Here is a 26,018-nt window from a genome sequence, read left to right as displayed (position 1 = left end):
CTCGTCCCTGAAAGGTAAGCAGACGGCCCATCGCCCCTCGTTACCAGGGCCTGACCCGTTCTTATAAACTTGACCCCATGCCTACCCGCTCCATCTCTCCTGGCCTCTTCGCCGATACCCCTGCCTCCTCGTCCACCGGCCAGACCGGATGGGTAACCGCCCACTGCGACGGCGGAGCCCGCGGCAACCCCGGGCCAGCCGGCTACGGGGCCGTCCTGACGGGGCCGGCAGGCGAGCCGCTGGCCGAGCTGAGCGAGTTTCTGGGGGTCCGTACCAACAACTACGCGGAGTACTCCGGCATGCTGGCCGTGCTGGAATACGCCCTGGCGCACGGCCATCGCAGGCTGCGGGTCGTCTCGGACTCCGAATTGATGGTCAAGCAGATCCAGGGGAAGTATCGGGTTAACTCCCCGGATCTGAAGCCCTTATGGCAGGAGGCGAAGAACCGGATCGCCCGCCTGGACGCCTTCGAGATCTCGCACGCGCTCCGACACAAGAACAAGGACGCCGACCGGCTCGCCAACCAGGCGATGGACCGCGGCATGAAACGGCCCCAGGCTCCCGGCCAACCGGCCCCGCCACCCCTCAAGGCGACGCCTTACCCAACGAAATCCTCGGCTCCGCCCGACCCCGATGCCCGACGAGTTCCTGCTTCCGGCGCAGGGATCATGCTGCGCGGCTTTACCCGCGATGGCGTCGTACATGTTCTGGGGGGCCAGACGCTGCCCGATGGCGTCTTTGTGAAGATCATCCCCGAGTAGGCCGTTCGCGACGTCAGGCAGCGTCCTTTTTGCGCGGTTACTGTTTGTCGAAAAAGTCCGTGCCCGAAACCTTCGTGCCCGTGGCGTTGGTTCCCTTTACCGTCGATTGCATCGTCTTCCCATCTTCCGACAGGACCATTCGACGCGTCCTTATCTCTTTCCCGTCTTTCATGTAGCGAAGCTCGCGAGTGTGTTTGCCGACCATCTTAGAACTAATGCCGTCGAAGTCGCCGGTCTCTACGGTGCCCATCCCTCCCTTTGCGGGAATGGTGTATTTCACCGACAACGGCGAGCCGTCGACGTACGTGCCCGTAGCTGTCACCTGAACGTTGTCGCCCTGCTCTTCAATAACGATGGTCACGTCCTTGGATGGAGTTCCGGTTGTATATTTGGTCTTCTCGGCATTGAGCTTCCACGTTCCTGCAAAAGAATCGTCGCTTGCAAGTAGCGGAGTGGCCAGAGCGAACAACACCAGCGCATACATGATCTTTCGCATAGCGTTACCTCGATGGCCCGGGACTATACTCCTCCCATCACAGGCGGTCTATGCGCCAGCTACCCCCTACGCCCGGCCTCTCTCGCTGGACCCCGCCAGGCGGGAACACAACTCCTCCACGTCGGCCATTTGCCGCAGCATCGTCTCCAGCTTTGCAGCGCCGACCTCTTTTTCCATCTGCGTCTGCATTCGGTCGAGAATTGCCGCCACTCGTGCAGCCCGTCTCCTGCCCGCCGGCTCCAGCTCCAGCAGAAATCCGCGAGCATCCTCCGGATTGATCCGCCGCCGCACCAACCGCTTCGCCTCCAACGACGAGACTGCATGGCTCACGTTGCCGCGCGTCGTCTCGAAGGTCCGCGCAAGCTCCGACGGCCTCACTCGTTTCTTTTCGAGAAAGATCGCCGCCAGCATAAGTGACTCCGAGAAGGTCAGCTCCTCCTGCTTCAGCAGGGCATTCAGTGATGACTCCATCCGACGCGCCATCCGGCTGGCCTGAAAGACCGGGCTCTGCTCGAGGAACGACTCAATCCGCATGTCTGCTTTCTCCTATCCACAAATTTTAGTTGAATCAATAAACTACTTATTAGCGAACAAAACTACTGCTGCAACGGCCCTCATCTCGGAGATCATCTTCCTGTGTATGCTCTACGGCCAGTCCTGCTCCTCGCCCTTGCCTCCATGCCGCTCGCGGCCCAACAGCCTCAGCTCTCTACGCAAGCGACGGCAGACCCGCAGACCGTCACCGTAACGACCGCCATTCCACCGATCCCGCTCTCCGAGTCCAACCGCTCCGTCTTTACGTTGGACACACGCGAACAGCCGCTGCTTTACAACAACGTCACCGATTACCTGCGGCAGGACACCACAATCAACCTGCAATCACGCGCTCCCGCCGGGGTGCAGTCTGATCTGTCCATCCGTGGCACGACCTTCGAGCAGTCGCTGGTCCTGCTCAACGGCCTTCGCATCAACGACCCCGAGACCGCTCACATGAACCTCGACATCCCGGTTCCTCTCGACGCTCTCTCCCGCGTCGAGGTGCTGCACGGCTCCGGCTCTACCTTCTACGGCTCCGATGCCATCGGAGGGGCCGTCAATCTCATCACCGAACGCCCAACGCCCGATACCCGCTTCAGCCTCATCGCCAAGTCCGGTGCGGGAAACTACGGCTCGCTCGAGAATCATCTGCGCGCGGACTTCAGCACGCCGCTGGTCAGCGAAGAGCTTACCGGCAGCCGTGACACCTCGAACGGCTTCATGCCCGATCGCAACTACTCGAGCAATGCGCTCGCGTCGGAGACGTGGCTAAGCCTGCTGAAGCCGGGGACGACGGACATCCTGCTGGCCACAAGCGACCGCCCTTACGGGGCGAACCAGTTTTACGGCCCCTATGACTCGTGGGAGCGCACCAAGGGCTGGTTCGCCGCGCTGCAGCAACAGTTGGGCCAACGCACCTCGGCGAGCTTTGCCTACCGCCGTCACACCGATCTCTTCGTCCTGTTGCTCGACCGCCCCAACTACTACCGAAACAACCACATCACGACGGCGTGGCAGTCGGCGCTGCGACGTGCGGATGCCATCGGGCCCAATACGACGCTCTCCTATGGGCTTGAGGCGAATGGTGACTCCATTCACAGCACCAATCTCGGTGTTCATGCCCGCAATCAGGGGGCGGGATACGTGAATCTGTCGCTGCGCTCGCTCGGCCGCTTCTCCCTCTCGCTGGGCGCGCGAGAGCAAGTCTTCTCCGGCGGAGATTCAGTCTTCTCGCCCAACATCGCAGCCGCCTATGCGCTCACCAGCACGCTGCGGCTACGAGCCTCGGTGGGACATGGCTATCGCCAGCCCACCTACCTCGACCTGTACTATTCGGACCCCACCACCATCGGCAATCCCAACCTCAAGCCCGAATCTTCCTGGAGCTATGAGGGCGGCGTGGACTGGACTCCGGCCAGCGCTCCCTTCACCCTTACCGCCACCGGCTTCAGTCTTCATCAGAAGAACGGCATCGACTACTCCAAGTACGACCTCTCGGAACCATGGCAGGCGACCAACGTCGCGAACTTCGCCTACAACGGAGGCGAAGCCAGCTTCCGCCTCCGTCTGCCAGCCTCCCAGCAGCTTCAATTGGGTTACACCGCCGTGCAGGCGACCTCGCCCCCGCCGGGTCTCATCTCCGAGTACGCCTTCAACTATGCCGCGCAGTCCGCGCTGATCGCCTGGAGCGGACAGCTTCCAGGGCAGCTCGTGGCGCGTTCGCAGCTTGCAGTCATCCAGAAGACGACGCAGTCGCCCTATCCACTGTGGGACCTATCACTCGCACGCAGCACCGGGCGTATCCGTCCCTATGTACGCGCCCTCAATCTCACCAACACGTCGTATCAGGAGATCCCGGGCGTACCCCTGCAGGGCCGCACCATCATGGCGGGGGCACAGCTGAACTGGTCTATTCGACGCTGACGTTCTTCGGCTTCGGCTCCTGGTAGATCGCCATGATGTTTCCGCCGGGATCCCGGAACCGTGCCGTGATCTCTCCCGGATCGCCGCCGATCGGCTGCACGATCTCGCCGCTATTCGCCTGAATCTTTTCGATCGCGGCCTCGGCGTCATTGACCATGATGTAGACCGCCAGCCCCGGCTCCTGAGGTGGCCTGCCCGTCACCCATGCTCCGCTTACCTGTCCAGTAGTGTCGTCGAAGGCCGTCGCGCCGTCCCCGCGCTGCCGGATCGTCCAGCCAAAGACGCGGCTGTAGAACTCCGACGAACGCGCAACGTCCATCGCAGGTATCTCGATGTAGCAGATCTTCCCGTTTGCAGGCTCAGCCATGCTCGCCTCCAGAACTTAGGAGGCAATCATAGACCGCGTGTACGACCGGCGGCTTTCTTCTTTGCCGCCGTCTTCGGGCCGGTCTTCGCAGCCTTCTTCGTGGCGCTCTTCTTTGCGGCCTTCTTTACCGCTCCGTTGGTGGCCAGCGGAAAAGCAGCTGCCCGCAGCGGCAGCCCCACTCGCGTTGGCATCGTCGGCGTGCTGAACAGGTCCATCTCGTCCTGCCTCCGGCGCGTCAGCCCCTTCAGCACCTTGCCCCTTGCCTTGTTCCAGCGCAGGAACTCCTTGGCAGCTCCAGCGGAATCTCCCGCGTTCAAGAGCCGCAACAACGTCGACTGCCCCAGGCTGGCGCAGCCAAGGTTGAACGTAAAATCCACCAGTGCATCGAACTGGTTCTGATTGATCGCTGACTTCACCGACTTGTTGACGCAGGTCACAGCCCACGCCACGTCGGCAGCCAGCAGAATCGACGCCTGCTCCTCGGTGATCGTCAGCCCCGGATGAACGTCGGTGCCGGTATGGCCATACCCGATGGTCCAGACGCCCACGCTATCCTGGTAGGCCGTCAGCTCCAACCCCTCGAAGCTCTTTGTCAGGGCCAGCCCGTCAGCACTGTACTTGAAGTTCGCCATCCACCCTCCGCTTGCCGAGATTGGTTACCGTGGGCCGACCTCTGCTTTATTTCGCCAGCTCTGCCTTCACCATTTCGCTCACCAGCTTACCGTCAGCGCGCAAGCCGTTGGCAAGAATTCGCTGCTGAACGATCTTCATCACCGTGCCCATGTCCTTGGGGGCGGGCTTGGTTCCCGCCTCGGCAAGCTGTGCGATGGCACCCTGAACCACGGTGCGAATCTCGTCCTCGCCGGCCTCCTTCGGGAGATAGCCTTCGATCATCCCAATCTCGACGCGCTCCTTTTCAGCCAGCTCGGGGCGATTGCCCTTGGTGAAGCTCTCCACCGACTCCCTGCGCTGCTTGATCAGCGTCGAAAGAATCTGCGACTCCTCGGCATCCGTAAGTTCCGCACGCTTGTCGATCGCCTTGTTCTTCAACGCGGACTTCACCATCCGAAGCGTCGTCAGCTTATGCTCGTCCCGCGCCTTCATCGCCGTCACAATGTCGGCATCGACCCTCTGGCCAATCGTCATGGCACATCTCCCTGTATCTGAAACTGACTCTTCATCATAGAACGCACGCCGACCGGCTGCCCGTCGCTACAATAGAGATATGATCCGGAAAACGCGCCTCTTCACTCCGGGGCCCACGCCCCTGCTTCCCGCGGCACAGTTCGCCATGGCGGCCGCCGATATCCACCACCGCACGCCCGAGTTCCGCGCCCTCTACACCCGCGTCCTCGCCCAGCTCAAGGAGTTCGTCGGAACCGTCAACGACGTCATCATCCTCTCCAGCGGTGGCACGGGAGCCATGGAGGCCTCGGTCTCCAATCTCACCTCGCCCGGAGATCGCGTCCTCGTCCTCACCGCCGGGAAGTTCGGCGAGCGCTGGACCTCGCTGACCAAGGCCTTCGGCTGCCAGGCTGATGTGGTTGAGAAGCCCTACGGACAGACCTTCACCCTCGACGAGGTAAAGGCCGCGCTCAAGCCCGAGACCCGCGCCGTCTTCGTCCAGGCCACCGAGTCCTCGACCGGCGTACGTCACGACATCAAAGGCATTGCGGAGCTGCTCAAGGCCGAGAAGTCCGAAGCCCTGCTGATCGTCGACGCCATCACCGGCCTCGGCACCACGCACCTCGACATGGACGGATGGGGAGTCGACGTCTTCATCGGAGGCTCGCAGAAGGCCGTCATGATTCCTCCCGGCCTCAGCTACCTCGCCATCAGCGCCCGCGCATGGGACCGCATGGAGTCCACCCACAATCCGCGCTACTACTTCGATCTCCGCAAGGAGCGCAAGAACGCCGCCAAGGGTGAGTCTGCCTACACGCCATCGGTCGCGCTGATCGCCGCGCTGGGAGCGTCGCTGGACTACATCGCCGGACAGGGCGGAGGAAACCTCGTCGAGGGGCGCAAGAAGCTCGTCGACAACGCCGAGACCTGTGCAGCCATGACCCGCTCCGCCGCAACCGCGATGGGCCTCAAGCTCTTCGCGCCCGTTGGATACGAGGCCGCAGCCGCGACCGCGATTCTGCCGCCTGACGGCACCGACTCCGGCGTCATCGTCAAGGGATTGAAGTCGCAGTTCGCCGCCATCGTGACCGACGGTCAGGGCGAGATGAAGGGTCATCTCTTCCGCATCGCGCACATAGGCTTCTTCGACTACATGGATACCATCGCGATCATCGGGGCTCTCGAACAGGTTGCGATCGCGGCCAAACTTCCCCTGCCCGGCTTCGCCTTCGGCAACGGCCTCATCGCCGCCCAGAAGACCTTCGCCGAGTTAACCGCAACGAAGTAATTTCCAGACGTAACGAAGCGAAAATGAAGCGCTCGACCGTCCAAGTCGTAGCTCTCCTCCTTGCGGCAGCCCTCGCCCTGATGGCTGGCTGCCGCAAGCCGGAGATGCAGCGCTGCGTAAACCCGCAGAACATCGTCGTCGATGACGATCTCTGCCACAGCTCCGGCGAACAGCGTGTGCTTGGGCAGAGGCCGGCGGCCAGCTCTTCCTTTCGCTATTACTACGGCGGCTCCGGCAGCACAGAGGGCGGCACCCTCGCTACTGGCGGCAGCTACATGCCTGAACGTGACCACACCTATGCCATCGCCGGCAGAGAGCATCAACACCTGAAAAACACGTGGCCTTTGGTTGGGATCGTTGGAGTCGCGGTCCTTCTCTTCTTCGCCTGGCAGGGGCGTAGAGGGCAGGTATGAGACGCTCTGCCAAAGTTACCGCACCGCTGCTCGCCTCGGTTGCCCTCTCCATGGCGACCGGCTGTCGCAAGCCGGAGATGCAGCGTTGCGTAGACGAGAACAATCGCGTGGTGGACGACACCCTATGCGCAAATCTACCCGCGGCGAATAACCAGCAATATCAAAATCTCGGAGGGCCGGGCTACATTCCCTATCACCCGCTGTATCACTTCTACTATGGCGGCTGGGGCGGATACGGTCTTGGCACAGTAGTAGGCGGCGGCAGCTATGCTCCATCCGGAGGTCGCAGCTATGTCACCCGGTTTGGAGCCACCACACGCGGAGGTTTCGGCGGCTCCATGTCATCGGGCCACGGAGGAGGCGAATAATGCGGCGTATCCCTATAAGTCCACGCGATGACTGGCAGCAGAAGGTCGCTTCGGCGGGACTCATCTTTCATTCGCCCGAGGACGGAGGAATGGATCGTCCGTACTGGGACGAGTCCGCTTGTTACGAATTCACCGCCGCAGAGATCGACACTCTCGAAGCGGCAGGCACGACGCTGCAGCAGATGTGCCTCGAAGCCGCCCAGCACATCATCGACAGGAAGCGTTACGCCGAGCTCGAGATTCCCGCAGAAGCCATCCCCGCCATCGAGTGGGCCTGGGAGAACGAACCCCCAGCCCTCTACGGACGCTTCGATATAGCCTTCGACGGTGCCGGGCCTCCGAAGCTGCTCGAATACAACGCCGACACGCCGACCTCCCTGCTCGAGGCGGCAGTCATCCAGTGGTCGTGGCTCGAAGAACAGTTTCCCAACGCCGATCAGTTCAACTCCATCCACGAGCGCCTCATCGCGAAGTGGCGAGATGTCGCGCCGTACCTCTCGAAGCCTGTCTACTTCGCCGGTCTCGACAATCCGGAAGATCAGCTCACCCTCGCGTATCTCTGTGATACCGCACAGCAAGCCGGTCTATCCACCACATCCATCCTGATGAACGACGTCGGCTGGAACGACGACCGCCAGGCCTTCGTCGATCTCGAGGAACGGCAGATCTTCTCCATCTTCAAGCTCTATCCGTGGGAGATGATGCTGGCCGAGGAGTTCGGTCCCGCCGCGCTCGATACTTATACGGCCATGCGATGGATCGAGCCCGTCTGGAAGATGCTGCTCTCCAACAAGGGCCTGCTCCCGATCCTGTGGGAGCTCTTCCCCAACCATGACTTTCTGCTCGAGTCCCACTTCGAGTCTTCCGCCTCTAAACCCCGCGATTACATCCGCAAGCCCCTCCACTCCCGCGAGGGAGCCAACATCACCCTCGTGCGTGACGGCAGGACATTGGCTTCGACCGACGGTCCCTACGATGGCCCGGCTATTCTGCAGGCCCTTGCGCCCGCCGCCTCCTTCCCGGACAATTCGAGACTCGGCGCCAGCCGCCATCCCGTTCTCGGCCTCTGGATGATCGATCAGCAGTGTTGTGGCCTTGGCATCCGCGAATCTTCCGGCCTCATCACCGATAACCTCAGCTCGTTCCTGCCGCATTACTTTATTTAGGTCGCAAAAAGACCCGCTCCCCACACAAACGTCTTCTCATGAAACCGTTCTTCCGCTACGATTCGGACACTCGCGGGTGTCTGCCATGTTGCGTTTCATCGGGGACCTAATTCGGCCGTATCGCGGCACATTGATCATCATCCTGCTCGCCATGCTGGTAGAGACGCTGATGAGCCTCGCCGCCCCGTGGCCGCTGAAGATCATCCTCGATAACGTCGTGGGCGATCACAAGATGGCTCCATGGCTGCACCACATCCTCGCCCCCATGCTCGAGCACGGCAATCGCCTGCAGACAGCCCTGATAGCTGCCTGCCTGTATGTCGTTATCTCTGCCCTCGGAGCCCTGGCCTCATACATCGACAACTACTACACCGAGAGCGTGGGCCAGTGGGTAGCTCATGACCTGCGCATGCGCATGTACAACCACCTGCAGCGGCTCTCGCTGGGGTACTACAACACCCACCAGACCGGTCCGATCATCAGCACGCTCACCACGGACATCCAGACCATCCAGGGATTCGCCTCGTCCTCGACGCTAAGCATTCTGGTCGACATGCTCACCATCCTCAGCATGCTTGGGCTGATGTTCTGGCTCAACTGGGATTTCACGCTGATCGCCGTCGCCGTCACGCCGTTTCTTCTGCTCTTCGTCTCGCGCTTCAAAAAAGCAGTGAAGAGCGCGACCCACGAGGTCCGCAAAGAGCAGAGCGCCATCATGGCCGTGGTCCAGCAGGGCCTGGAGTCCATGCAGGTCGTAAAAGCGTTCGGGCAGGAGGCCACCGAAGAGACCCTGCTGAAGAATGTGAGCCAGGCCACAGTAAGCGCCGCCCTCAAGGCACGCAGCGTAAAGGCTCTGCTGTCGCCCGTGGTGACGATCGTCGTCTCCATCTGCACGGCGATCGTGCTGTGGCGAGGTGCGGCACTCATTCTCACCGGGACCATGACCGTAGGATCGCTGACGGTGTACCTGGCCTATCTCAGCCGTTTCTTCAAGCCGGTAAAGGATCTCGCCACAACGACCAACGCCATCGCGCAGGTCACCGTCGGCGTCGAACGCGTCCGCGCCATCCTCGACACCGACACCATCATCCCGGAGAAGCCGGACGCCATCGAAGCCGGTGATTTCAAGGGCGAGATCGAGCTTCGCAACGTCGCCTTCGGCTACGACCCTTCCACCCCCGTCCTCACCGACGTCTCCTTCCATATCCGCCCCGGCGAGTTCGTCGGAATCGTCGGCCCCACCGGCAGCGGAAAGTCCACCGTCGTCAGCCTGATTCCGCGGTTTTATGATGTGCAATCCGGCGCCGTGTTAATCGATGGCGTCGATGTTCGCGACTACAGCATCAAGCCTCTCCGCGATCACATCGGCTATGTGCTGCAGGATACGGTCCTGTTCCACGGAACCATCTTCGAGAACATCGCCTTCGGCAATCCCCGCGCCGGCCGCGACGAGGTGATCGCCGCCGCAAAGCTCGCCAATGCCGACGAGTTCATCTCCCGCATGCCGCAGGGCTACGACACGCCCGTCGGCGAGCGCGGTTCGACGCTCTCCGGAGGCCAGCGCCAGCGCATCGGGATCGCGAGGGTTATGGTCCGCAACAGCCCCATCCTGTTGCTCGACGAACCCACGGCGGCCCTCGACAGCGAGTCCGAAAAGCTGGTCGTCGATGCCCTTGAAAAACTCATGAAAGGCCGAACCGTCATCGCAATCGCGCACCGGCTGACGACGATTCGCGATGCCACCCAGATCATCGTCATCTCCGGAGGAGTTGTCGCGGAGAACGGAACCCACGAAGAACTGCTGAAACAAAACGGACTCTATGCCGCCCTCTACCGCACGCAGTACGACACCGGCGCGGAAAAGGCAGTCTCGTAGAATGGTGGGGTCTCCTCCTATGGGCCCCCTGACGCACGTTCGGTAACGAAACAGAAACGAAGGAACAGGCGATGTCCCGCTCAATCATTATTCTTCCCGACGATTCGGCCAAACCCCTCCTCGACGCCATCTCTGGCGCCACCTCTTCGATACGGATCAAGATGTTCGTCTTCTCAGATCCGTCTCTGTTCGATGCGGTCGTCGCCGCACACAAACGTGGCGTGAAGGTGCGCGTCATGCTCAACCCCGAGCGCCGCGACGGAGAAAAGGAAAACGATGAGACTCGCAGCCACCTGAAGGCAATCGGCGTCGAGGTGAAGGATAGTAATCCTCACTTCGACCTGACTCATGAAAAGTCGATGGTCATCGACGACGCCGTGGCTTACATCCAGTCGCTCAACTGGGAGACCCGCAATCTTACCGAGACTCGCGACTATGCCATCGTCACCTCGCACAAGCACGAGGTCGACGAGGTCATTCAGTGCTTCGATGCAGACTGGGATCGCACGGAATTCGTATCGGGCGATCATTCCCACCTGATCTGGTGCACCGGCAACGGGCGGCAGCGTCTCTGCCACCTGATCGACAGCGCGAAGCACACCCTCTGGCTACAGAACGAGCGTTATCAGGATCCCGTCATCATCGAGCACGTCGTTCGCGCGTTCCGTCGGGGAGTAAAGATTCATGTGATGGCACGGCCGCCCCACAAGCTGAAGAAGGAAAAACTGGTAGAGGGCGTCAGCGGCCTGCGCATCCTTCAGGATCTCGACATTCCCATACGCAAGCTGAAGCACATCAAGCTCCACGCCAAGCTGCTGTTTGCCGATGATCGGCGCGCCATCATCGGCTCCATCAACTTCGCTCCCGGCAGCTTTGACAGCAGGCGCGAGCTGGCCATCGAGGTCGATGACGAACACATCACCAGGCGCCTGCACAAGACACTGCACGAGGACTGGGGAAACTCCACGCCCCTCGATCTGTCAGACAAGGGTCTTCTTGCCGAACTCAGGAAGACCGACCCCAATGTTGTGGAAGATCTGGGCATCGAGGATGTGAAACACAAATGAGCAAGCCATCTGCTTAAAAGAACCCTGAATCTTTCCGGCGACACAGGAACTCCTATACAAATTGGCGAATTTGAGTGACAACATGGCTCTCCCGCCCCTATTAGAATAGGAGTTACATGAAGATCGTCCTCGCAGAAAAAGTCTCTCCCGCTACCCTTGCCATCTTCCAGCAGGAACCAGGCTGGCAGGTCGTCACCGCCGATCAGATCAAGAATGGCCTACCCGCCGAGCTGGCCGATGCCGATGCGCTCGTCGTCCGCTCAGCTGTTCAGGCTGACGCCAAACTGCTGGAATCCGCACCGAAGCTTCGCGTCATCGGACGCGCCGGCGTGGGCGTGGACAATATCGATACCGACGCCGCCACCCGTCGCGGTATCGTCGTGATGAACACCCCCGGCGCCAACGCGATCGCCGTGGCTGAGCTGACGCTCGGATTCATGGTCTCGATGGCACGTTCCATCCCGCGTGCCAATTTCACCATGCACGATGGCAAGTGGGAGAAGAAGTCGCTGCAGGGCCGCGAGCTTCGCGGAAAGACCCTCGGCATCGTCGGCCTGGGCCGCATCGGCCTCGAGGTCGCCCGCCGCGCCCGCGCCTTCGGCATGGACCTGATCGGCTACGATCCCTTCATCGCGCCGGTTATCGCACGCGAAAACGACGTCACCCTGGTTCCCATCGACGAGATCTTCCGTCGCTCCGATTACCTCACGCTCCATGTTGGCCTCACCCCCCAGACCGAGGGCCTCATCAACGCGACCTCGCTCGCCATCATGAAGAAGGGCGTCCGCATCATCAACTGCGCCCGTGGCGAACTGATCGTCGAGCAGGCACTGGCCGACGCCCTCAAGAGCGGGCACGTCGCCGGAGCCGCCCTGGACGTCTTCCACAAGGAGCCATTGAAGGACTCGCCCTTCTTCGAGCTCGACAACGTCATCCTGTCGCCGCACATCGCCGGTTCCACCGATGAGGCCCAGGAGGCTATCGGCATCCAGCTCGCCCGCCAGGTGCGGGACTACCTCAAACTTGGTGTCGTACAAAACGCCGTCAATCTGCCCTCGCTCACGCACGAGGAGTACACCGAGATCTCTCCCTACATCGAGATGGCTGAGCGTCTTGGGCAATTCCTCTCGCACGCAACCCCCGGGAACCTCGAAAACATCCAGATCAGCTACACCGGTCGTCTCGCCTCCGGCAAGACCGACCTGGTACGCAACGCCGCCCTGGCGGGCATCTTCGCCGAATCCGAAGCGAACGGCGAGTCGCGCAGCACAGCGAATCGCATCAACGCCGCTGCCATCGCAGAAGAGCGAGGCGTCCGCGTCCAGGAAGACAAGAAAGAGTTCACGACTGGAGGGGCAGGTTCCGTCCTCAAACTTGTGCTGCACTCTTCGGAAGGCGACGCCTCGGCCTCGGCGACTGTGCTCCATGGCTCCTCGCCACGACTGCTCACCTACGATGGCATTGATATCGAAGCTCCGCTCACCGGTACACTTGTCGCCATCCGCAACCACGATGTACCCGGCGTGATCGGCCGTATCGGAACGATCCTGGGCGACAACTCGGTAAACATTGCGAACTTCGCCCTCGGCCGCTCCACCCGATCCCAGCGCGTCCCGCAGGGCCAGGCGCTCGCTGTCGTTCAAATCGATGTCCCCAGCGTCGCCACGGCAAATGCAGTCGTCGAATCGCTGCGCAAGGTCGAAGCCATTGCCAGTGTTCGTCTGATTGAGCTTGGCAAGCTGTAGCTTGAAAAACCCCGAGGCCCTGCATCCGCTCGATGCAGGGCCTCTCTTTGTCTCGATTTAGAATCATAGAAGACACTTGTCCGCGCTCTTCGCGGACCGCAGCCAAAGCCAGTCACATCACAGGAACGATCACAACCATGCCCCTCTACGAATATGAATGCACGGAATGCCACGAACGAACTGAGAAGATCCAGAAGTTCTCCGATCCCGAGATCACCGTCTGTCCCCATTGCAGCGGACATCTTGAGCGAGTCATCTCGGCTCCTGCAGTGGCTTTCAAGGGCGGTGGATGGTACGCAGACGGCTACGGTAATGCGAAGCCGAAGTCTTCCGAATCGAAGACCACCGACTCAAAGAGCGCGAGCACCTCTTCAGACACCTCAAGTACGCCTGCTGCCTCCGCACCTGCTGCTCCTGCACCCGCTGCCTCGTCCGACAAGAAGTAGTCTCGCCTCGGTCAGGCTTCAGGAAGCAGCTCAATCAATTCCTGCTCACCATCGAGCAGGTAGTAAGCGATGAACCGCATCGTCTCCGTTTCCGATGCGTTGCCGAAATGAATGACGACCTTGTCGGCAGGCTCGTAGAATGCGCCGCCAGCCTTTAGCAACTGCGGCTCTGCCTCGTCTTCGCACTGAAACAGCGCTGTTCCATCCGCGATATACCCGACAACAGGACAGGGATGAAGGTGTCGCGGGGTTCGCTGTCCCGGTTTGAAGGAATCTCACGTACCTCCACGCGAGTTACCCGGCGTTCTCCGAGCAAAGCCGTCAGGAGAGGCTTGCGAACGATTGCATCGAGATTCATGGGCCTTTGGATTCCCGACGGCACCTCGAGGATTCGGTTTCTAGCTCTTCTTCGCGGGAACCTTCTTGCCTTCCTTGCGAGCCTCCGACAAACCAATAGCGATCGCCTGTTTGCGGCTGGTCACCTTCCTGCCGCTGCGTCCGCTCTTCAGCCTGCCACGCTTCATCTCATGCATCTCGCGCTCGACGTTCTTGCCTGCCGATGGACTGTACTTCCTCGAACTCGACTTCCTGGAGGTCTTCTTCGCCGCCGATTTCTTCGCCGCCGACTTCTTTGCTGTCGATTTCCTGGTGGCCTTCTTGCTCGGACTCTTCCTACTAGTGCTCTTCTTGGCAGATGACTTCTTCGCAGATTTCTTGCTTGCCTTTTTCGTTGCCATAACTATCCTCCCAATCTATCTGAGAAGGCAGAATGCGTTCTGCGAGTTGCATCCATCGGGCTGAGATTCAGCGCCTCAATGCGTCTTGCGTCTTCGTCGCCACAGCGCGACACCAGCCAGCAATAGCCACGCTGTAGCTCCAATCACACGCAGAAGCATTCGGTGCATCCACGTTGTCGTGCGCTCCAGCGAGCCCTCCTGCCATGCGGTCTTCACGCGTGTCAGATCCTGCGCGAGCCCCGGAATGGTGATCGCGCTTAAGTCATCCGTTGGAAGCGAGCCGAAGATGCGCTCCGGCCCTGGCAGCCCACCCTCATGATCTTTCGGGATCTCAGCCATCATCGCGTTTACTTCAGCATCACGTGGATCATCGAAGAGAGAGATCTCCGCTGTGTTGGGAAACAGCGTGTCCTTACCCGTCATCTTCTTTTCAATCGCCGCAACACCGTCCTGGCACACACCCAGCGGATAGTAGCCACCGAACGGAAGATCGGGACGCCGCAGGTGCTGGTGCGCATAGGCCACCACCATCCTCCCCACCAGCCGAGTCACCTCAATCGCATCCTTGTCGCGATACTCATGCGCGTGCCGTCCCAGCACCCACGCCTGGTCCTGCGTATCCATGGTGCGGAACTCGCTCTTGCCGTCGATGCCAAAGTACCAGCTCACATTGGCGTTGATGCCGGGCTTATCTTTGGGGGCCCGAATCTCCCACTCATACTCCGCATGGCTCACCGGTACAAGGAGCGATCGCTTCTCGCCTGGAATCGCGATCTGCGAATCAATCCAGAAGGGCATCATCACCTCCTGCCCCCTAAAGTGGAAATGTCCGAAGTTCGCGAAGTAGCGGGCATCGAAGACCGCTACCGTGTGTCCGCTCGCCATCAGCGCTGCAATCAGCCCCTCCGGCGTAAGGGCTGTCTGCCCATCGATCACTGCCGTGGCCCGGGCAATCCCATTCAGTTCATTCAGACTCAACCGATTCAGCACATCGGCCAGCCGCTGGCTCTCCGCATGCATTGGGGCAAGTTGCGGATTCGGTCCGTCGCCGCGCTCGACGCCTGCGCCGAGCGCGGTCACGATGCCTTCCGTCGTGAACCCCGGCAGAGTGGATGGCTTATCGAGATCGACCGTCTCGGCCTTCTCCAGCGTATACGGGCCGAGATCGATGTACGGTTGGATGCGCTCCGTTGTGACCGCCCCGCTCTTCGGCAGACCATCCGTGCTGGACGCGGTGCCTTCCTTGTCGCCTCTCTTCGCGACATAGTGCCCAGCCAGCTTCACCGTCGGGTTAATGCCCTGAATGGTCCATCCGGGAAAGCGATCGAGCCCCTGCCAGTCCTTGCCCAGAATCAGCTCCCGCAGCCGATGGATCAGGTCCGGCGACATCAGCGCGGGGCCCTGCTTGTTGCCGTTGAGCTGTGACAGCAGCGTTTCGGTGAAGCCCGGCGTTGCCGAAAGCTCGCGCATCATCCCCGACAGCAGGATTGTATTTGGCGGCAGCGGTTCTTCAGGCACCACGTAGGTCTCGTCTCCTCTGCACCCGAGCAGCGCCAACGATAGTACCGCAGCCGTCGCACACATCCGCAGAAATGATGCGGCCCTTCGCATCCGCCTATTAGAACGCAGGAAGGCCAAGGCCAATCAACATTTTTTCGGAGAGAGGAACTGCCTCAGGCGTCCAGCTTCTTCACCACCAGCTCATTCAACAGCCCGGGATTCGCCTGGCCCTTCGACAGCTTCATCACCTGGCCCACAAAGAATGCCGAAACCGTCTTCTTTCCTCCGCGATACTGCTCTACCTGCTTCGGATTCGCCGCAATCACCTCGTCGATCATCTTCTCGATCGCACCCGCGTCCGAGATCTGCTGCGGCCTGTCCCGTTCGTAGATCTCCGGAAAATCCTTGCTCTCGGCAAAGCTCGAATCCAGCAGTTGCTTCAGCTGTTTGGAGCTGATCGTTCCCGCCTCCATCAGATCGGCAGCAGCCACGATGCCGTCGAGCGAGACCGGAGACTGGTCGTCGCTCAGCTCTGCCGCCCTCAGGCGCATCGTAATCTCGGAGAGCAGAATCGATGCCACGCGCTTGGCAGACTTCGCCTTCTTCGCCGCCGTCTCGAAGCGATCGGCGAAGTCGCGCGTCGCCGTGATGGTCGCGGCATCCTGTTCGTTGAGGCCATACTCCGCAATCATGCGTTCCCGCCGTGCCTCCGGCAGCTCCGGCATCATCTTAAGAATCTCGGCCTGCCACTCAGCACCTACTACGAGCGGCGGAAGATCCGGCTCCGGGAAGTAGCGGTAGTCATGCGCCTGTTCCTTCGAACGCATCGAGTACGTCCTGCCCTCGCCCGAGTTCCACAGCCGCGACTCCTGCACCACGCGGCCGCCATCTTCGAGCACACCAATCTGCCGTTCGATCTCGTACTCCACCGCGGCGCGAATATAGCGGAAGCTGTTGACGTTCTTCACCTCGGCCTTGGTTCCGAACTGCTTCGCGCCCTTCAGCATCACGCTCACATTCGCATCGCAGCGCAGCGAGCCCTCTTCCATATTGCAGTCGCTCACGCCGGTGTAGAGCAGAATCTCCTTCAGCTTCGTCAGATACTCGAAGACCTCGTCCGCTGTGCGCAGGTCAGGCTCGCTCACAATCTCCACCAGCGGGGTGCCGCAGCGATTCAGGTCGATGTACGTCCGGTTGATCGAGTCGGCAAAGCCATCGTGGATGCTCTTGCCCGCGTCTTCTTCCATATGCAGGCGCGTAACCCCGATGCGCTTGGTAATCGGCGCGCCGCTCCCGTCCAATGCCGGAACTTCGATCCAGCCGTTCTCGGCGACCGGCTTGTCGAACTGCGAGATCTGATAGCCCTTGGGCGAGTCAGGATAAAAGTAGTTCTTCCGCGCAAAGACGCTCGTCTCGCGAATCTCGCAGTTGATCGCCTTCGCCGCCAGCACCGCATACTCCACGGCCCTCCGGTTCAGCACCGGCAATGCGCCCGGCAGGCCAAGGCACGTCGGGCAGGTATGCGTATTGGGCTCGCCGCCATACTGGTTCACGCAGCCGCAGAACGCCTTTGACTCCGTCAGCAGCTGAACGTGAACTTCGAGCCCGATCACGGGCTGGTACTTGGCAAGAATCTCCGGCGAAAGCGCAGTGGCAGTGGACATAGTCAACACGATTCTACCAAGGGCCCTCGTTCCTCCGCTCCATGGCAAAAGCCGCCGTTCCACCGCCCATCCCTCAGAAAAAGTGCGAACCACCAAAAACGAGGTCAGAAAAAATGCGACCAGCCAAAACGAAGTCAGAAAAGTGCGACCGCCAAAAACGAAGTCAGAAAAGTGCCCCGCCGAAAACGAAGTTAGAAAAAGTGCGCCCGACAAAACGAAGTCAGAAAAATGCGACTAGCCGAAAACGAAATGTCATCCCGACCGGAGCGCAGCGGAGTGGAGGGACCTGCGTCTCCTCTCCCGCAGCAAAAATCTGCGCACCAGAACGAACACGCATATCCAGCCAGAATTCGCTCCACTGCAAACATAACCTTGCATCGATTCCATCTCCAGCGCGTCTCTCACAGTATGGGTGCGCTTCGACTTCGCCTCCTCCTTTGCATCGGCGTCGCGCTATGCGCGCTTCCGGCAGCGTTCGGGCAAAAAGCTGACGTCTCTCCTGCGCCGCATCCCGCTCTGGTCGGATACTTTCCGCAGTGGGCGCTGTACGACGACCAACCCTACCTTGTCAAAAACCTCATCTCTCCCGGCGGCAAAGCCCCGCTCGTCGACCAGATCAACTACGCCCAGGGGTTCGTGACCAATGGCCGCTGCTCGGTTGCAGACCCCAATGCCGACCTCAACTTCACCTTCAACGCACAACAAAGCGTCAACGGCATCGCGGACTCACCATCTCAGCCCTTTCGTGGTCACCTCCATCAGCTTCAACTTCTCAAGCGCAAGTTCCCGCACCTGCGCATCCTCATCTCGCTTGAAGGCCGCGGCTCGGACTTCGCCCAGGATGCCCAGCCGGAGAATCGCCAGGCCTTTGTCGCCTCCTGCGTGGATATCTTCCTCAAGGGCCACCTCGCTCCCGGAATCGAAGCCCCCGGCCTCTTCGACGGCATTGATGTCGACTGGGAGTTCCCCCATGAACCCGATGCCGCCAACTTTCAGGCTCTGCTGCGGGAGTTCCGCCGACAGATGAATGCCGTCCGCCCCGCCCTCAAGCTCACCATCGCCGTCGGTCACACGCCGCACATGTATCCCGGTACCGACGTTGCCGCCGTCGCCTCGCTCGTCGATCAGGTCGGCCTGATGACCTACGATTTCATCGGCCCCTGGAGCGACACCACCGGCCTTCTCGCGCCGCTGTCCGCCGCGCCCGACTTTGACGGAGGAACCGTCGCCCGTTCCATCGAAGCCTGGCGCCAGTCAGGCGTTCCCACCTCCAAACTCCTCATGGGCGTGCCCTTCTATGCCTACGGATGGCACCAGGTCTCCGACGATGCCCACGGCCTCTTTCAGGAAGGGCAGGGAATCCACGGCGATCGTCCTTATCCCTATATCCAGGGCCTCATCGAACACTCCACCGTCTATCGCGATCCCATCTCGCAGGCGCCCTGGCTCTTCGACGGAGACGTCTTCTGGACCTACGAGGACCCCGTCTCGATCGCGTACAAGGCCGGCTTCGCCCGCGATCAGCGGCTCGGCGGCGTGATGATCTGGGAGCTTGGGGAAGACGACGCCTCGGCCGTTTTATTGCGTGCCGCCCATCGGGCCCTGAACGAAGACGCCGCGCCGGAGATCGCCACGCCGGAGCTGAAGCCCGTCTCAGCCTCTCCTCTGAACCGAAACCGCCTCCAATAAAATTTTCAGCCATCGTCATTTTTCAGCCATCGTCATGCTGAGCTGAAAACCGAAAGAATCCCAGTATCTTTCCCGCCTCGCACAAATATCCGTCTGCCCCCGGGCGTTGCCGGTCCTCCCTGCATCTCACTCACCACAATGGCCTTTCGACTCCGACCACGCCAACCGGCGGCGCCCCCTCCTCCTCCTCCCGCGCAGATGCATCTCGAGCGTCCCAGCGCGCAGGACATCTATGAGCAGGTAGCGAATAACGCCCGTCAGGAGCTGGGCCGGTCCGGCGTCTCACTCTTCATCTCCGGCATCGCCGGCGGCATCTTCATGGGCCTCTCCGGTATGGGGAACGCCATCGCGATCGCCCTGCTCACTCCTCCTGGAACCAAACCCACAGCCGCCACGTTGTTTATCGGTAAGATGTTCTACCCGTTGGGATTTATCGCGGTCATCCTGGGCCGCTCCCAGCTCTTTACGGAGAACACCCTCTATCCGGTAGCGCTGGTTCTGGCAGAAAAACAACACCTCTGGAAGACGTTGCGTCTGTGGCTGATCGTCCTCGGTGCCAATATTCTTGGAGCCGCGGCCTTTGCGGCCCTGGCGTCGTTCACCGGTGCTCTACGGCCCGAGTTCGTCGGCGCACTTTCGTGGCTGGGGCTGGAGGCGGCGGCTCGCCCGGCCGCGACCATCTTCTGGAGCGGTGTCGTTGGCGGATGGATCATCGCGACGGTGGCATGGCTCGTCTCCGGGTCCCATTCCATCACCGGCTCGGTGATGATCATCTGGATGCTGGCCTTCGTGGTTGGTCTGGGCGGCTTCGCCCACTGCATCGCCGGCAGCGGAGAGGTCCTCACCGCAGTCTTCCTCGGCCATGCTCCCCTTCTGACCTTCCCACGATGGCTCATTCCGGCCGTCGCAGGCAATATCTGCGGCGGTGTAGGCATGGTGACCCTGCTCGAGTACGGACAGGTTGTCTATGGCCGCGATGCCGAAGCAGAGGCACTTCCACCCGCACCAATCGCCTCCGTCGCCGATAAGGAACCGGAGATCTGATCTCGAATCAAGCTCATCATTCTGCGTTATTTAGAGAGCACCTGCCTTTCGTTTCTCAGAGGGAAGAGGTATCCTTTTCGGTCTCGCGCCCTGGCGTTTCGACTGAATCAGTTGACCCGTCCATCGCCGACACGGTAAACTCATTAAGTTTGGCGCTGTGGCCAGTGTGTCCCAACGTCAGGTATGGCAGGGTTTGAGCCGAAATCAGCTCAGGCGAGCCGGCCTGATACACCACTCCCGCAACCGCCCCATGCAGCACAATTCATCAAGGAAGCGGCCACGCTCCCACGAGCGAACGCTTAGAGGTTTTAGCCATGTACGCAGTCATCCGCACCGGCGGCAAGCAGTATAAGGTCGCTCCCGGCGACACCCTGAAGATCGAAACCACCCCCCACCAGGACGGAGCCATCGAGTTTTCCGACGTCCTCGCCGTCTCCGGCGAAGCGGGCAAGTTCGAGGGAGATCTGAACGGAGCCAAGGTGACCGCGTCGGTCGTAGGCGAAGGCCGTGGCGACAAGATTCTCGTCTTCAAGCTCAAGCGCAAGAAGCAGTACAAGAAGATGCAGGGTCACCGCCAGAACTATGTCGAGGTCAAGATCAACGAGATCTTCGTGAACGGCAAGTCGCTCCAGTAACCGCCGTTCGCAGTTTTGCTGGTTACCCCAAAATTCAGACTTTCAAGCGTAACGCTCCAGGCGAGCGGCGCGAAACGAGGCAATCGAAATGGCACATAAAAAAGGACTTGGTTCTTCCAAAAACGGTCGCGACTCAAATGCACAGCGCCTCGGCGTGAAGCGCTTTGGCGGCCAAACGGTCACCGGCGGCTCCATCCTGGTTCGCCAGCGTGGGACTCCGCTGAAGCCCGGCCTCAACGTCGGCCGCGGCAAAGACGACACCCTGTTTGCGAAGATCGACGGTGTGGTCCGCTTCCAGGATCGCGGCCAGCACGGCCGCTTCGTCTCGATCGACCCGATCGCGATCGCGACCGCATAAGCCAGCGCAGTTTAGAAGAGCCCTGCTTCGGCAGGGCTCTTCTGTCGTTGTGCCATCAAGCTTCCTCCTACCCCGTGACCGCGAGTGGGCGCTTTTCGGAGTAGCCAGTGGTGGAAGGCTTCGCGTTGTCACTTTGACGCGAGATGGGACTCCTGAATCTGCGCGACGGGCTTGCCTTTCTCATTCAGAACGACCTGCGCCATCGGGGTGCGGTGATCGTGGGTAAAGAGCACGAGCCACTTCTCCGGGATGGCTCGCTGGTAGAAGCGCTTCCTCTGCGCGATGCACTCAAGAGGATCGAGATCGTAGCCCATCACCCAGGTCGTATCGAGATGGGATGAGGTGGGAATCAGGTCGGAGATGTAGCAGGCGTGCTCGGAGGCTCCTGCATGGGAGCGCGACTCGATGTGCACTGCCATGAGCTGGCGGGTGTGGCCAGGAAAGAGCTCGACCGAAACTCCGGGAACGATCTCCGGCTTTCGGCGGATGCCTTCTGTGGTGAGCAGCGTCATCTGACCGGACTCGATCAGCGGATCGTAGTTCGGCGAAAGGTAGCTGACGCGATCGCGATCGAGCTGCAGGTGACCATGCTCGACCTCTCCGCGGTGGGCGAAGTAGCGAGCGTTGGGAAAGGTTGGCGTGACCAAGCCGTCGGGCTGAAGCGTCGTGTTCCAGCCGCAGTGATCGAAGTGCAGGTGCGAGTTGATGACGATGTCGACCTCTTCGGGGCGCACTCCGGCGGCGGCGAGCGATTGAGGCAGAAGCTCCTGGTTCTGGTGAATCTCCCGCATCTTCTCGCTCTGCTTGTTGCCAATTCCGGTCTCGATGACGACGGTGTGGCTTCCCGTACGGACAACCACCGTGTTCAGTCCAAGGAGGATCCTGTTCTGCTCATCGGCGGGCGCGCGCTTCTGCCACAGCGTCTTCGGTACGACACCGAACATCGCCCCGCCGTCGAGCAGATAGGTTCCGTCCGTGCAGACTGTGAGCTCGAAGCTGCCAAGCGGAACGCGCGCACGCACCAAGTCGGCCGCGTCGGGGAGGTGGAGGTGAGCATCGTCCATCATCCTGACCATGGTACTGGCCAGGATGATGGACGTGAAAGGTCGATGTCAGGCCTGCGGAGCGTGCGCTGCTACGACCATAATCTCGGCGCTCAGAGGCACGCTTTCGATCGCAGCTACGACCGCAGGAGGAGCATCCCGCTTGTTCTGGAAGCACTGGCGGCAGAGCACCGGCCTTCCTTGTGTGGGTTTGAAGGGAACCGTGGTTTCGATCCCGCAATCGGAGCAGACCGTACGAGTCTCAGTCCGCGAGATTCCGGCTGCCGCAGGACCAGCTCCCGGACGCGCCGAAATCCCTGCTCGCCGAGATTTGCAGGGCTTGCATCGCTTGGGATCGTTCTTGAACTGTTTATCGAAGAAGAAGAGTTGTTCGCCGGCAGTGAAGATGAACTCTCCACCGCAATCTGCACACGTTAATAAACGATCTACAAATTCCATAGCCGCGTCTCCCGGAAAATGCGGGACAGGTCGACAGCTCATGGAATTTCAAATGCAGGCTCCCTGAGCAATCATCCTGCCGTAGTGGTGGCACGTAGGCCTGGGGACCGCCAAGATGGCGGAAAGAATGCAATTCAACGAGCAGCCGAACACAACAGGCCTCGGTGCTTTGCCTAGTCGACAGCGGGAGTCTATCGCCGGCATTTCTAGAACGCCACCTCTCTTTGGTAACCTATCGAGAGGTGACGTCCTTTAACGGAGCTATTGATTAGTCCTGCTCCTTGCGGACTTTCTTACGATTACGCTTGCGGGCGAGCGCTTCTTTGACGCGCTTCTTTTCGCCCGGCTTCAGGTAGAAGGAGTGACGCTTGACTTCTTTAATAATGTCTTCTGTCTGCACCTTGCGCTTGAAGCGACGCAGGGCATTTTCAAGCGGTTCGCCTTCTTGAACTCGAACCTCTGCCAAGAAAAACACCTCCAAACATTCCCAGAGAGGGACAGTGACAGGATACTTCATTCCTTCCAATAAGTGTTAGGAATTGAATGAATCTTCTACTTTCGGAAGCTCACTTGCCATGGGTGGGTACCCACCCATATGTTTCTTTGTAAAATATTCAATATAAACAGTTTAGCTGGGTACCTTCTATATTCCTAAAAGAAGTGCGTTCAATCCACGCCAATCCCATTTTCTATATCCCTGCGATCTAATCTCTCCCCACGTTCTAGTGTATAGAAACGCAGGGTATCATTCGGCAAATGTATCTTGTTGTTTTGTAATAACTTATGCCTTTATGAGCTTGACAGGTTTCAACACTGTTCTTTGGGTAGTGGAGCGGACAGCCGTAGAATCTCTCTTTGTGGGGGATGGGAATGATCAGGAGCTATCAGGGCAAAACGCCGGTTGTGCCGGAGAGCTGTTATGTGGATGTTTCCGCTCAGGTCATCGGAGACGTGGAGCTGGGAGAACAGGCCAGTATCTGGATGAATGCAGTAGTCCGGGGTGATGTGAACTCAATCCGCATCGGGGCAAAGAGCAACGTGCAGGACTGCGCGGTGCTGCATGGAATGCGGTACCTGTATCCGGTGACGGTGGGGGAGATGGTCACGATCGGCCATAACGCTACGGTCCATGGGTGCACCCTGGAGGACAACGTTCTTGTCGGAATCGGAGCGGTGATCCTAAATCATGCTCATGTGGGAGAGGGATCGATTGTCGCGGCGGGAGCCGTGATTCCGGAGCATGCCGTGATTCCACCCCGGTCGCTGGTTGTGGGGATTCCGGGGAAGGTGAAGAGGGAGCTGGGCGAGGAAGATCAGAAGTTGATTGCACGGTATGCGGAGAACTACCTGGACTATACGGCGATCTATCTTGCGGAGATGAAGAAGTAAAGTCCAGGGATGGACGCGCTCGTTCCTCCGGACCTCACGAGGACGATCGCTTCGTCCTGCGGACTTCGTTCATGCCTTCGGCAGAGTTGATGCCGCTTCGCGGCGGCTTTCAGAGGGCCAAGCCTGAAGGCTTGGCAAGGGGAGGGTGTTCCAATTACCTGTCTGCTGGCTTCTGAATGCACCGAAAAAGGCGACCCGCATCGGTCCTCGGCTCTCAAAGGACTGGAGATCAAGTTGTCGAGGATCGACGGAGGGAAGCAGGATGATTCGAATGTCCTGCCCTTCGATATAGCGGATATCTGCTTTACCTCCCGATAGCCGCGCCAAAACAACGGTATTTCGTGAGTTCACAACAGAACTTGGACCAGATTGCTGCGTGTCAATAACAGCTGTCTCCACAGGTGATCTCGGACTGGCTGCTGTCAGGCTGGATCGCGAACATCTGAATTCGACGTTTCGGCTTGGAAGAGTGCTGTTGTCCTGCGGCAGCGATTGCGACCAACAACAAGGCTAGACTTGGGAAAGGTTTCACCGGGGGGCAGGATAGCATGCGAATGATGCAGCCGCTTCGCCCGCCCCTTAAGCCCGCCCCCCTTTACGGCTGACAGGCGAGGACCGCACCTCTCCGCCTTCGTTTATTCCGGCTGTAGAGATGGGGAATAAAGACGAAGGCGGACGTAAGATATAGGCGGATCCAGTTAGGAAATCCGGAGGTGAGGGCGATGGTGCAGGCTGAGGTCTCGAAGGTACGTGGCTTGGGACTGAGTGAGCTGGCTCCGCGGGTGGTTCAGTCGGAGATTCGCGCTATGACCGTGGAAAGCGACCGGGTTGGCGGAGTCAACCTGGCCCAGGGCGTATGCGACACCGAGGTTCCCCAGGTGGTGGCCGAAGGCGCGATTGCGGCGATCCACGAGGGCCACAACATCTACACCCGGCTGGATGGAATCGCGCGGCTGCGACGCGCGATTGCCGAGAAGACAGAGCACATGCAGGACCTGGTGGTCGATCCGGAGCGCGAGGTGCTGGTGACCAGCGGGGCTACGGGAGCTTTCCATGCGGTGGCTATGGCGCTGTTCGATCCGGGCGACGAGGTTCTCCTGTTCGAGCCGTTTTATGGCTACCACGTGGGCACGCTGCGTTCGCTGCGCGTCGTTCCGGTAGCGGTGGAGCTTGAAGGTCCGCAGTGGAGCGTGGATCTGGAGCGGGTGCGCGCAGCGATTACCTCGAAGACGCGGGCGATTGTGGTGAACACGCCCTCCAATCCGGCGGGAAAGGTATTTACCCGCCACGAGCTCGAGGGGCTGGCGGAGATTGCCCGCGAGTTCGATCTGTTTGTTCTGACGGACGAGATCTACGAGCACTTCATCTACGGGGATGCGAAGCACGTATCTCCGGCGGCCATCGACGGGATGCGTGAGCGGACGATTGTGATGTCGGGCTACTCGAAGACGTTCTCGGTCACAGGGTGGCGCATCGGGTATGTGATCGCGGATGCGAAGTGGATTGGGGCGATTGGATACTTTCACGATCTGCTTTACGTTTGCGCCCCTTCGCCGTTCCAGCATGGGGTGGCCGCGGGTATCGAGAGGCTGGGGAGGACGTTCTACGCGGGCCTGGCGATGGAGCATGAGACCAAACGCGAGATGCTGGTGAGCGCGCTGAGCGATGCGGGGATGACACCCCATGTTCCGGATGGTGCGTACTACATTCTGGCTTCGACGGCGGGTCTGGGCGGTGTGCTGAGCGGAGACACAGCGGCGCAGAGGGCACGGTCGCTGCTGGCGAAGACCGGTGTGGCGGCAGTTGCGGGATCGGCATTTTTTCGAGCGGGAAAGGGCGAGGATTTGCTGCGATTCTGTTTCGCGAAGAAGGATGAAGATCTGGCGGACGCCTGCCGGAGGCTGCGCGCTCTGCGGTGAACT

The 26,018-nt window shown here is 60.3% G+C and carries 27 protein-coding genes and 1 pseudogene; 16 read left to right on the top strand and 12 right to left on the bottom strand.

Features of this window, described 5'->3' with window-relative positions; translation table 11 throughout:
• The first annotated feature begins 77 nt into the window (after nt 1-77).
• Entirely contained in the window at nt 78-761 is a 684-nt protein-coding gene (locus BDD14_RS14230; RefSeq protein WP_130419387.1) for a ribonuclease HI family protein, read from the top strand.
• A gap of 37 nt (nt 762-798) precedes the next feature.
• Here BDD14_RS14230 and BDD14_RS14225 read toward each other — a convergent pair whose 3' ends face one another.
• Nucleotides 799-1,257, bottom strand: coding sequence for a hypothetical protein (locus BDD14_RS14225; protein ID WP_130419386.1), 459 nt, complete (start codon nt 1,255-1,257; stop codon nt 799-801).
• Nucleotides 1,258-1,323: 66 nt separating this feature from the next.
• Nucleotides 1,324-1,791 carry a MarR family winged helix-turn-helix transcriptional regulator gene (locus BDD14_RS14220; RefSeq protein WP_130419385.1) on the bottom strand — a complete coding sequence of 156 codons (468 nt, stop codon included), beginning with the start codon at nt 1,789-1,791 and terminating at the stop codon, nt 1,324-1,326.
• Nucleotides 1,792-1,893: 102 nt separating this feature from the next.
• Here BDD14_RS14220 and BDD14_RS14215 point away from each other — a divergent pair, with 102 nt between their 5' ends.
• Complete coding sequence (locus tag BDD14_RS14215; protein ID WP_242617944.1) at nt 1,894-3,717, top strand: TonB-dependent receptor plug domain-containing protein; 1,824 nt, start codon at nt 1,894-1,896, stop codon at nt 3,715-3,717.
• Here BDD14_RS14215 and BDD14_RS14210 read toward each other — a convergent pair.
• From BDD14_RS14210 to BDD14_RS14200, 3 genes are read right to left on the bottom strand one after another with little or no spacing between them, the layout of a single operon-like run.
• A complete protein-coding gene (locus BDD14_RS14210; RefSeq protein WP_130419384.1) occupies nt 3,704-4,084 on the bottom strand; it encodes a VOC family protein in 381 nt (126 codons plus the stop codon). The two genes, BDD14_RS14215 and BDD14_RS14210, sit on opposite strands and share 14 nt — an antisense overlap.
• Before the next feature lie 26 nt (nt 4,085-4,110).
• Complete coding sequence (locus BDD14_RS14205; protein WP_130419383.1) at nt 4,111-4,716, bottom strand: lysozyme; 606 nt, start codon at nt 4,714-4,716, stop codon at nt 4,111-4,113.
• 46 nt (nt 4,717-4,762) lie between these two features.
• Entirely contained in the window at nt 4,763-5,230 is a 468-nt protein-coding gene (locus BDD14_RS14200; RefSeq protein ID WP_130419382.1) for a GatB/YqeY domain-containing protein, read from the bottom strand.
• A 79-nt stretch (nt 5,231-5,309) separates the two neighbouring features.
• Between BDD14_RS14200 and BDD14_RS14195 the strand changes: the two genes are divergently transcribed.
• From BDD14_RS14195 to BDD14_RS14160, 8 genes are all read left to right on the top strand, one after another.
• Entirely contained in the window at nt 5,310-6,497 is a 1,188-nt protein-coding gene (locus tag BDD14_RS14195) for a pyridoxal-phosphate-dependent aminotransferase family protein (protein ID WP_130419381.1), read from the top strand.
• A 23-nt stretch (nt 6,498-6,520) separates the two neighbouring features.
• On the top strand, nt 6,521-6,910 hold the full coding sequence (locus BDD14_RS14190) for a hypothetical protein (protein WP_130419380.1): 390 nt from the start codon (nt 6,521-6,523) through the stop codon (nt 6,908-6,910).
• Nucleotides 6,907-7,278 (top strand): hypothetical protein, encoded by a 372-nt coding sequence (locus BDD14_RS14185; RefSeq protein ID WP_130419379.1) that lies wholly within the window; start codon nt 6,907-6,909, stop codon nt 7,276-7,278. Before BDD14_RS14190 ends, BDD14_RS14185 begins: the two co-directional genes overlap by 4 nt.
• Nucleotides 7,278-8,444, top strand: coding sequence for a glutathionylspermidine synthase family protein (locus BDD14_RS14180; RefSeq protein WP_130419378.1), 1,167 nt, complete (start codon nt 7,278-7,280; stop codon nt 8,442-8,444). The genes BDD14_RS14185 and BDD14_RS14180 overlap by 1 nt, the downstream gene beginning before the upstream one ends.
• Nucleotides 8,445-8,529: 85 nt before the next feature.
• Nucleotides 8,530-10,320, top strand: a complete 1,791-nt coding sequence (locus tag BDD14_RS14175) for an ABC transporter ATP-binding protein (RefSeq protein WP_130419377.1) — start codon at nt 8,530-8,532, stop codon at nt 10,318-10,320.
• Nucleotides 10,321-10,391: 71 nt separating this feature from the next.
• Nucleotides 10,392-11,387, top strand: coding sequence for a phospholipase D-like domain-containing protein (locus BDD14_RS14170; protein ID WP_130419376.1), 996 nt, complete (start codon nt 10,392-10,394; stop codon nt 11,385-11,387).
• 116 nt (nt 11,388-11,503) lie between these two features.
• A complete protein-coding gene (gene serA, locus BDD14_RS14165) occupies nt 11,504-13,132 on the top strand; it encodes a phosphoglycerate dehydrogenase (RefSeq protein WP_130419375.1) in 1,629 nt (542 codons plus the stop codon).
• A gap of 137 nt (nt 13,133-13,269) precedes the next feature.
• Nucleotides 13,270-13,578, top strand: coding sequence for an FmdB family zinc ribbon protein (locus tag BDD14_RS14160; RefSeq protein ID WP_130419374.1), 309 nt, complete (start codon nt 13,270-13,272; stop codon nt 13,576-13,578).
• A gap of 11 nt (nt 13,579-13,589) precedes the next feature.
• Here BDD14_RS14160 and BDD14_RS31830 read toward each other — a convergent pair.
• From BDD14_RS31830 to gatB, 4 genes and pseudogenes are all read right to left on the bottom strand, one after another.
• Nucleotides 13,590-13,835, bottom strand: a pseudogene (locus BDD14_RS31830) (cupin domain-containing protein); the annotation flags it as partial.
• A gap of 141 nt (nt 13,836-13,976) precedes the next feature.
• On the bottom strand, nt 13,977-14,315 hold the full coding sequence (locus BDD14_RS14150; RefSeq protein ID WP_130419372.1) for a DUF6496 domain-containing protein: 339 nt from the start codon (nt 14,313-14,315) through the stop codon (nt 13,977-13,979).
• A gap of 75 nt (nt 14,316-14,390) precedes the next feature.
• Nucleotides 14,391-15,833, bottom strand: coding sequence for a hypothetical protein (locus tag BDD14_RS14145; protein WP_242617943.1), 1,443 nt, complete (start codon nt 15,831-15,833; stop codon nt 14,391-14,393).
• A 155-nt stretch (nt 15,834-15,988) separates the two neighbouring features.
• The gene (gene gatB / locus BDD14_RS14140) at nt 15,989-17,479 is read right to left on the bottom strand and encodes an Asp-tRNA(Asn)/Glu-tRNA(Gln) amidotransferase subunit GatB (protein ID WP_130419371.1); all 1,491 of its coding nucleotides are present in this window, start codon (nt 17,477-17,479) and stop codon (nt 15,989-15,991) included.
• A 372-nt stretch (nt 17,480-17,851) separates the two neighbouring features.
• Between gatB and BDD14_RS14135 the strand changes: the two genes are divergently transcribed.
• The 4 genes from BDD14_RS14135 (at nt 17,852) to rpmA (ending at nt 21,205) form a co-directional block, all read left to right on the top strand.
• Nucleotides 17,852-19,168: a glycoside hydrolase family 18 protein gene (locus tag BDD14_RS14135; RefSeq protein WP_242617942.1), complete on the top strand. Its 1,317-nt coding sequence runs from the start codon at nt 17,852-17,854 to the stop codon at nt 19,166-19,168.
• A gap of 138 nt (nt 19,169-19,306) precedes the next feature.
• Nucleotides 19,307-20,212: a formate/nitrite transporter family protein gene (locus BDD14_RS14130; protein ID WP_130419369.1), complete on the top strand. Its 906-nt coding sequence runs from the start codon at nt 19,307-19,309 to the stop codon at nt 20,210-20,212.
• 314 nt (nt 20,213-20,526) lie between these two features.
• A complete protein-coding gene (gene rplU / locus BDD14_RS14125) occupies nt 20,527-20,847 on the top strand; it encodes a 50S ribosomal protein L21 (protein ID WP_130419368.1) in 321 nt (106 codons plus the stop codon).
• Between the two features lie 88 nt (nt 20,848-20,935).
• Complete coding sequence (rpmA, locus tag BDD14_RS14120; RefSeq protein WP_130419367.1) at nt 20,936-21,205, top strand: 50S ribosomal protein L27; 270 nt, start codon at nt 20,936-20,938, stop codon at nt 21,203-21,205.
• A gap of 128 nt (nt 21,206-21,333) precedes the next feature.
• On the opposite strand, the gene BDD14_RS14115 is transcribed toward rpmA, so the two are convergent.
• From BDD14_RS14115 to rpsU, 3 genes are all read right to left on the bottom strand, one after another.
• Complete coding sequence (locus BDD14_RS14115; RefSeq protein ID WP_130423109.1) at nt 21,334-22,272, bottom strand: MBL fold metallo-hydrolase; 939 nt, start codon at nt 22,270-22,272, stop codon at nt 21,334-21,336.
• 45 nt (nt 22,273-22,317) lie between these two features.
• Nucleotides 22,318-22,707, bottom strand: a complete 390-nt coding sequence (locus BDD14_RS14110; RefSeq protein WP_130419366.1) for a zinc-ribbon domain containing protein — start codon at nt 22,705-22,707, stop codon at nt 22,318-22,320.
• 268 nt (nt 22,708-22,975) lie between these two features.
• Nucleotides 22,976-23,173, bottom strand: coding sequence for a 30S ribosomal protein S21 (gene rpsU / locus BDD14_RS14105; protein ID WP_014267628.1), 198 nt, complete (start codon nt 23,171-23,173; stop codon nt 22,976-22,978).
• A 404-nt stretch (nt 23,174-23,577) separates the two neighbouring features.
• Between rpsU and BDD14_RS14100 the strand changes: the two genes are divergently transcribed.
• Complete coding sequence (locus tag BDD14_RS14100) at nt 23,578-24,096, top strand: gamma carbonic anhydrase family protein (RefSeq protein WP_130419365.1); 519 nt, start codon at nt 23,578-23,580, stop codon at nt 24,094-24,096.
• A gap of 722 nt (nt 24,097-24,818) precedes the next feature.
• Nucleotides 24,819-26,015, top strand: a complete 1,197-nt coding sequence (locus tag BDD14_RS14095) for a pyridoxal phosphate-dependent aminotransferase (RefSeq protein ID WP_130419364.1) — start codon at nt 24,819-24,821, stop codon at nt 26,013-26,015.
• The last annotated feature ends 3 nt before the right edge of the window (nt 26,016-26,018 follow it).

The organism is Edaphobacter modestus (genome assembly GCF_004217555.1).
GTDB lineage: Bacteria > Acidobacteriota > Terriglobia > Terriglobales > Acidobacteriaceae > Edaphobacter > Edaphobacter modestus.
The sequence above is the reverse complement of the archived record's forward strand: the minus strand, read 5'-3'. Positions and strand labels throughout refer to the sequence as shown.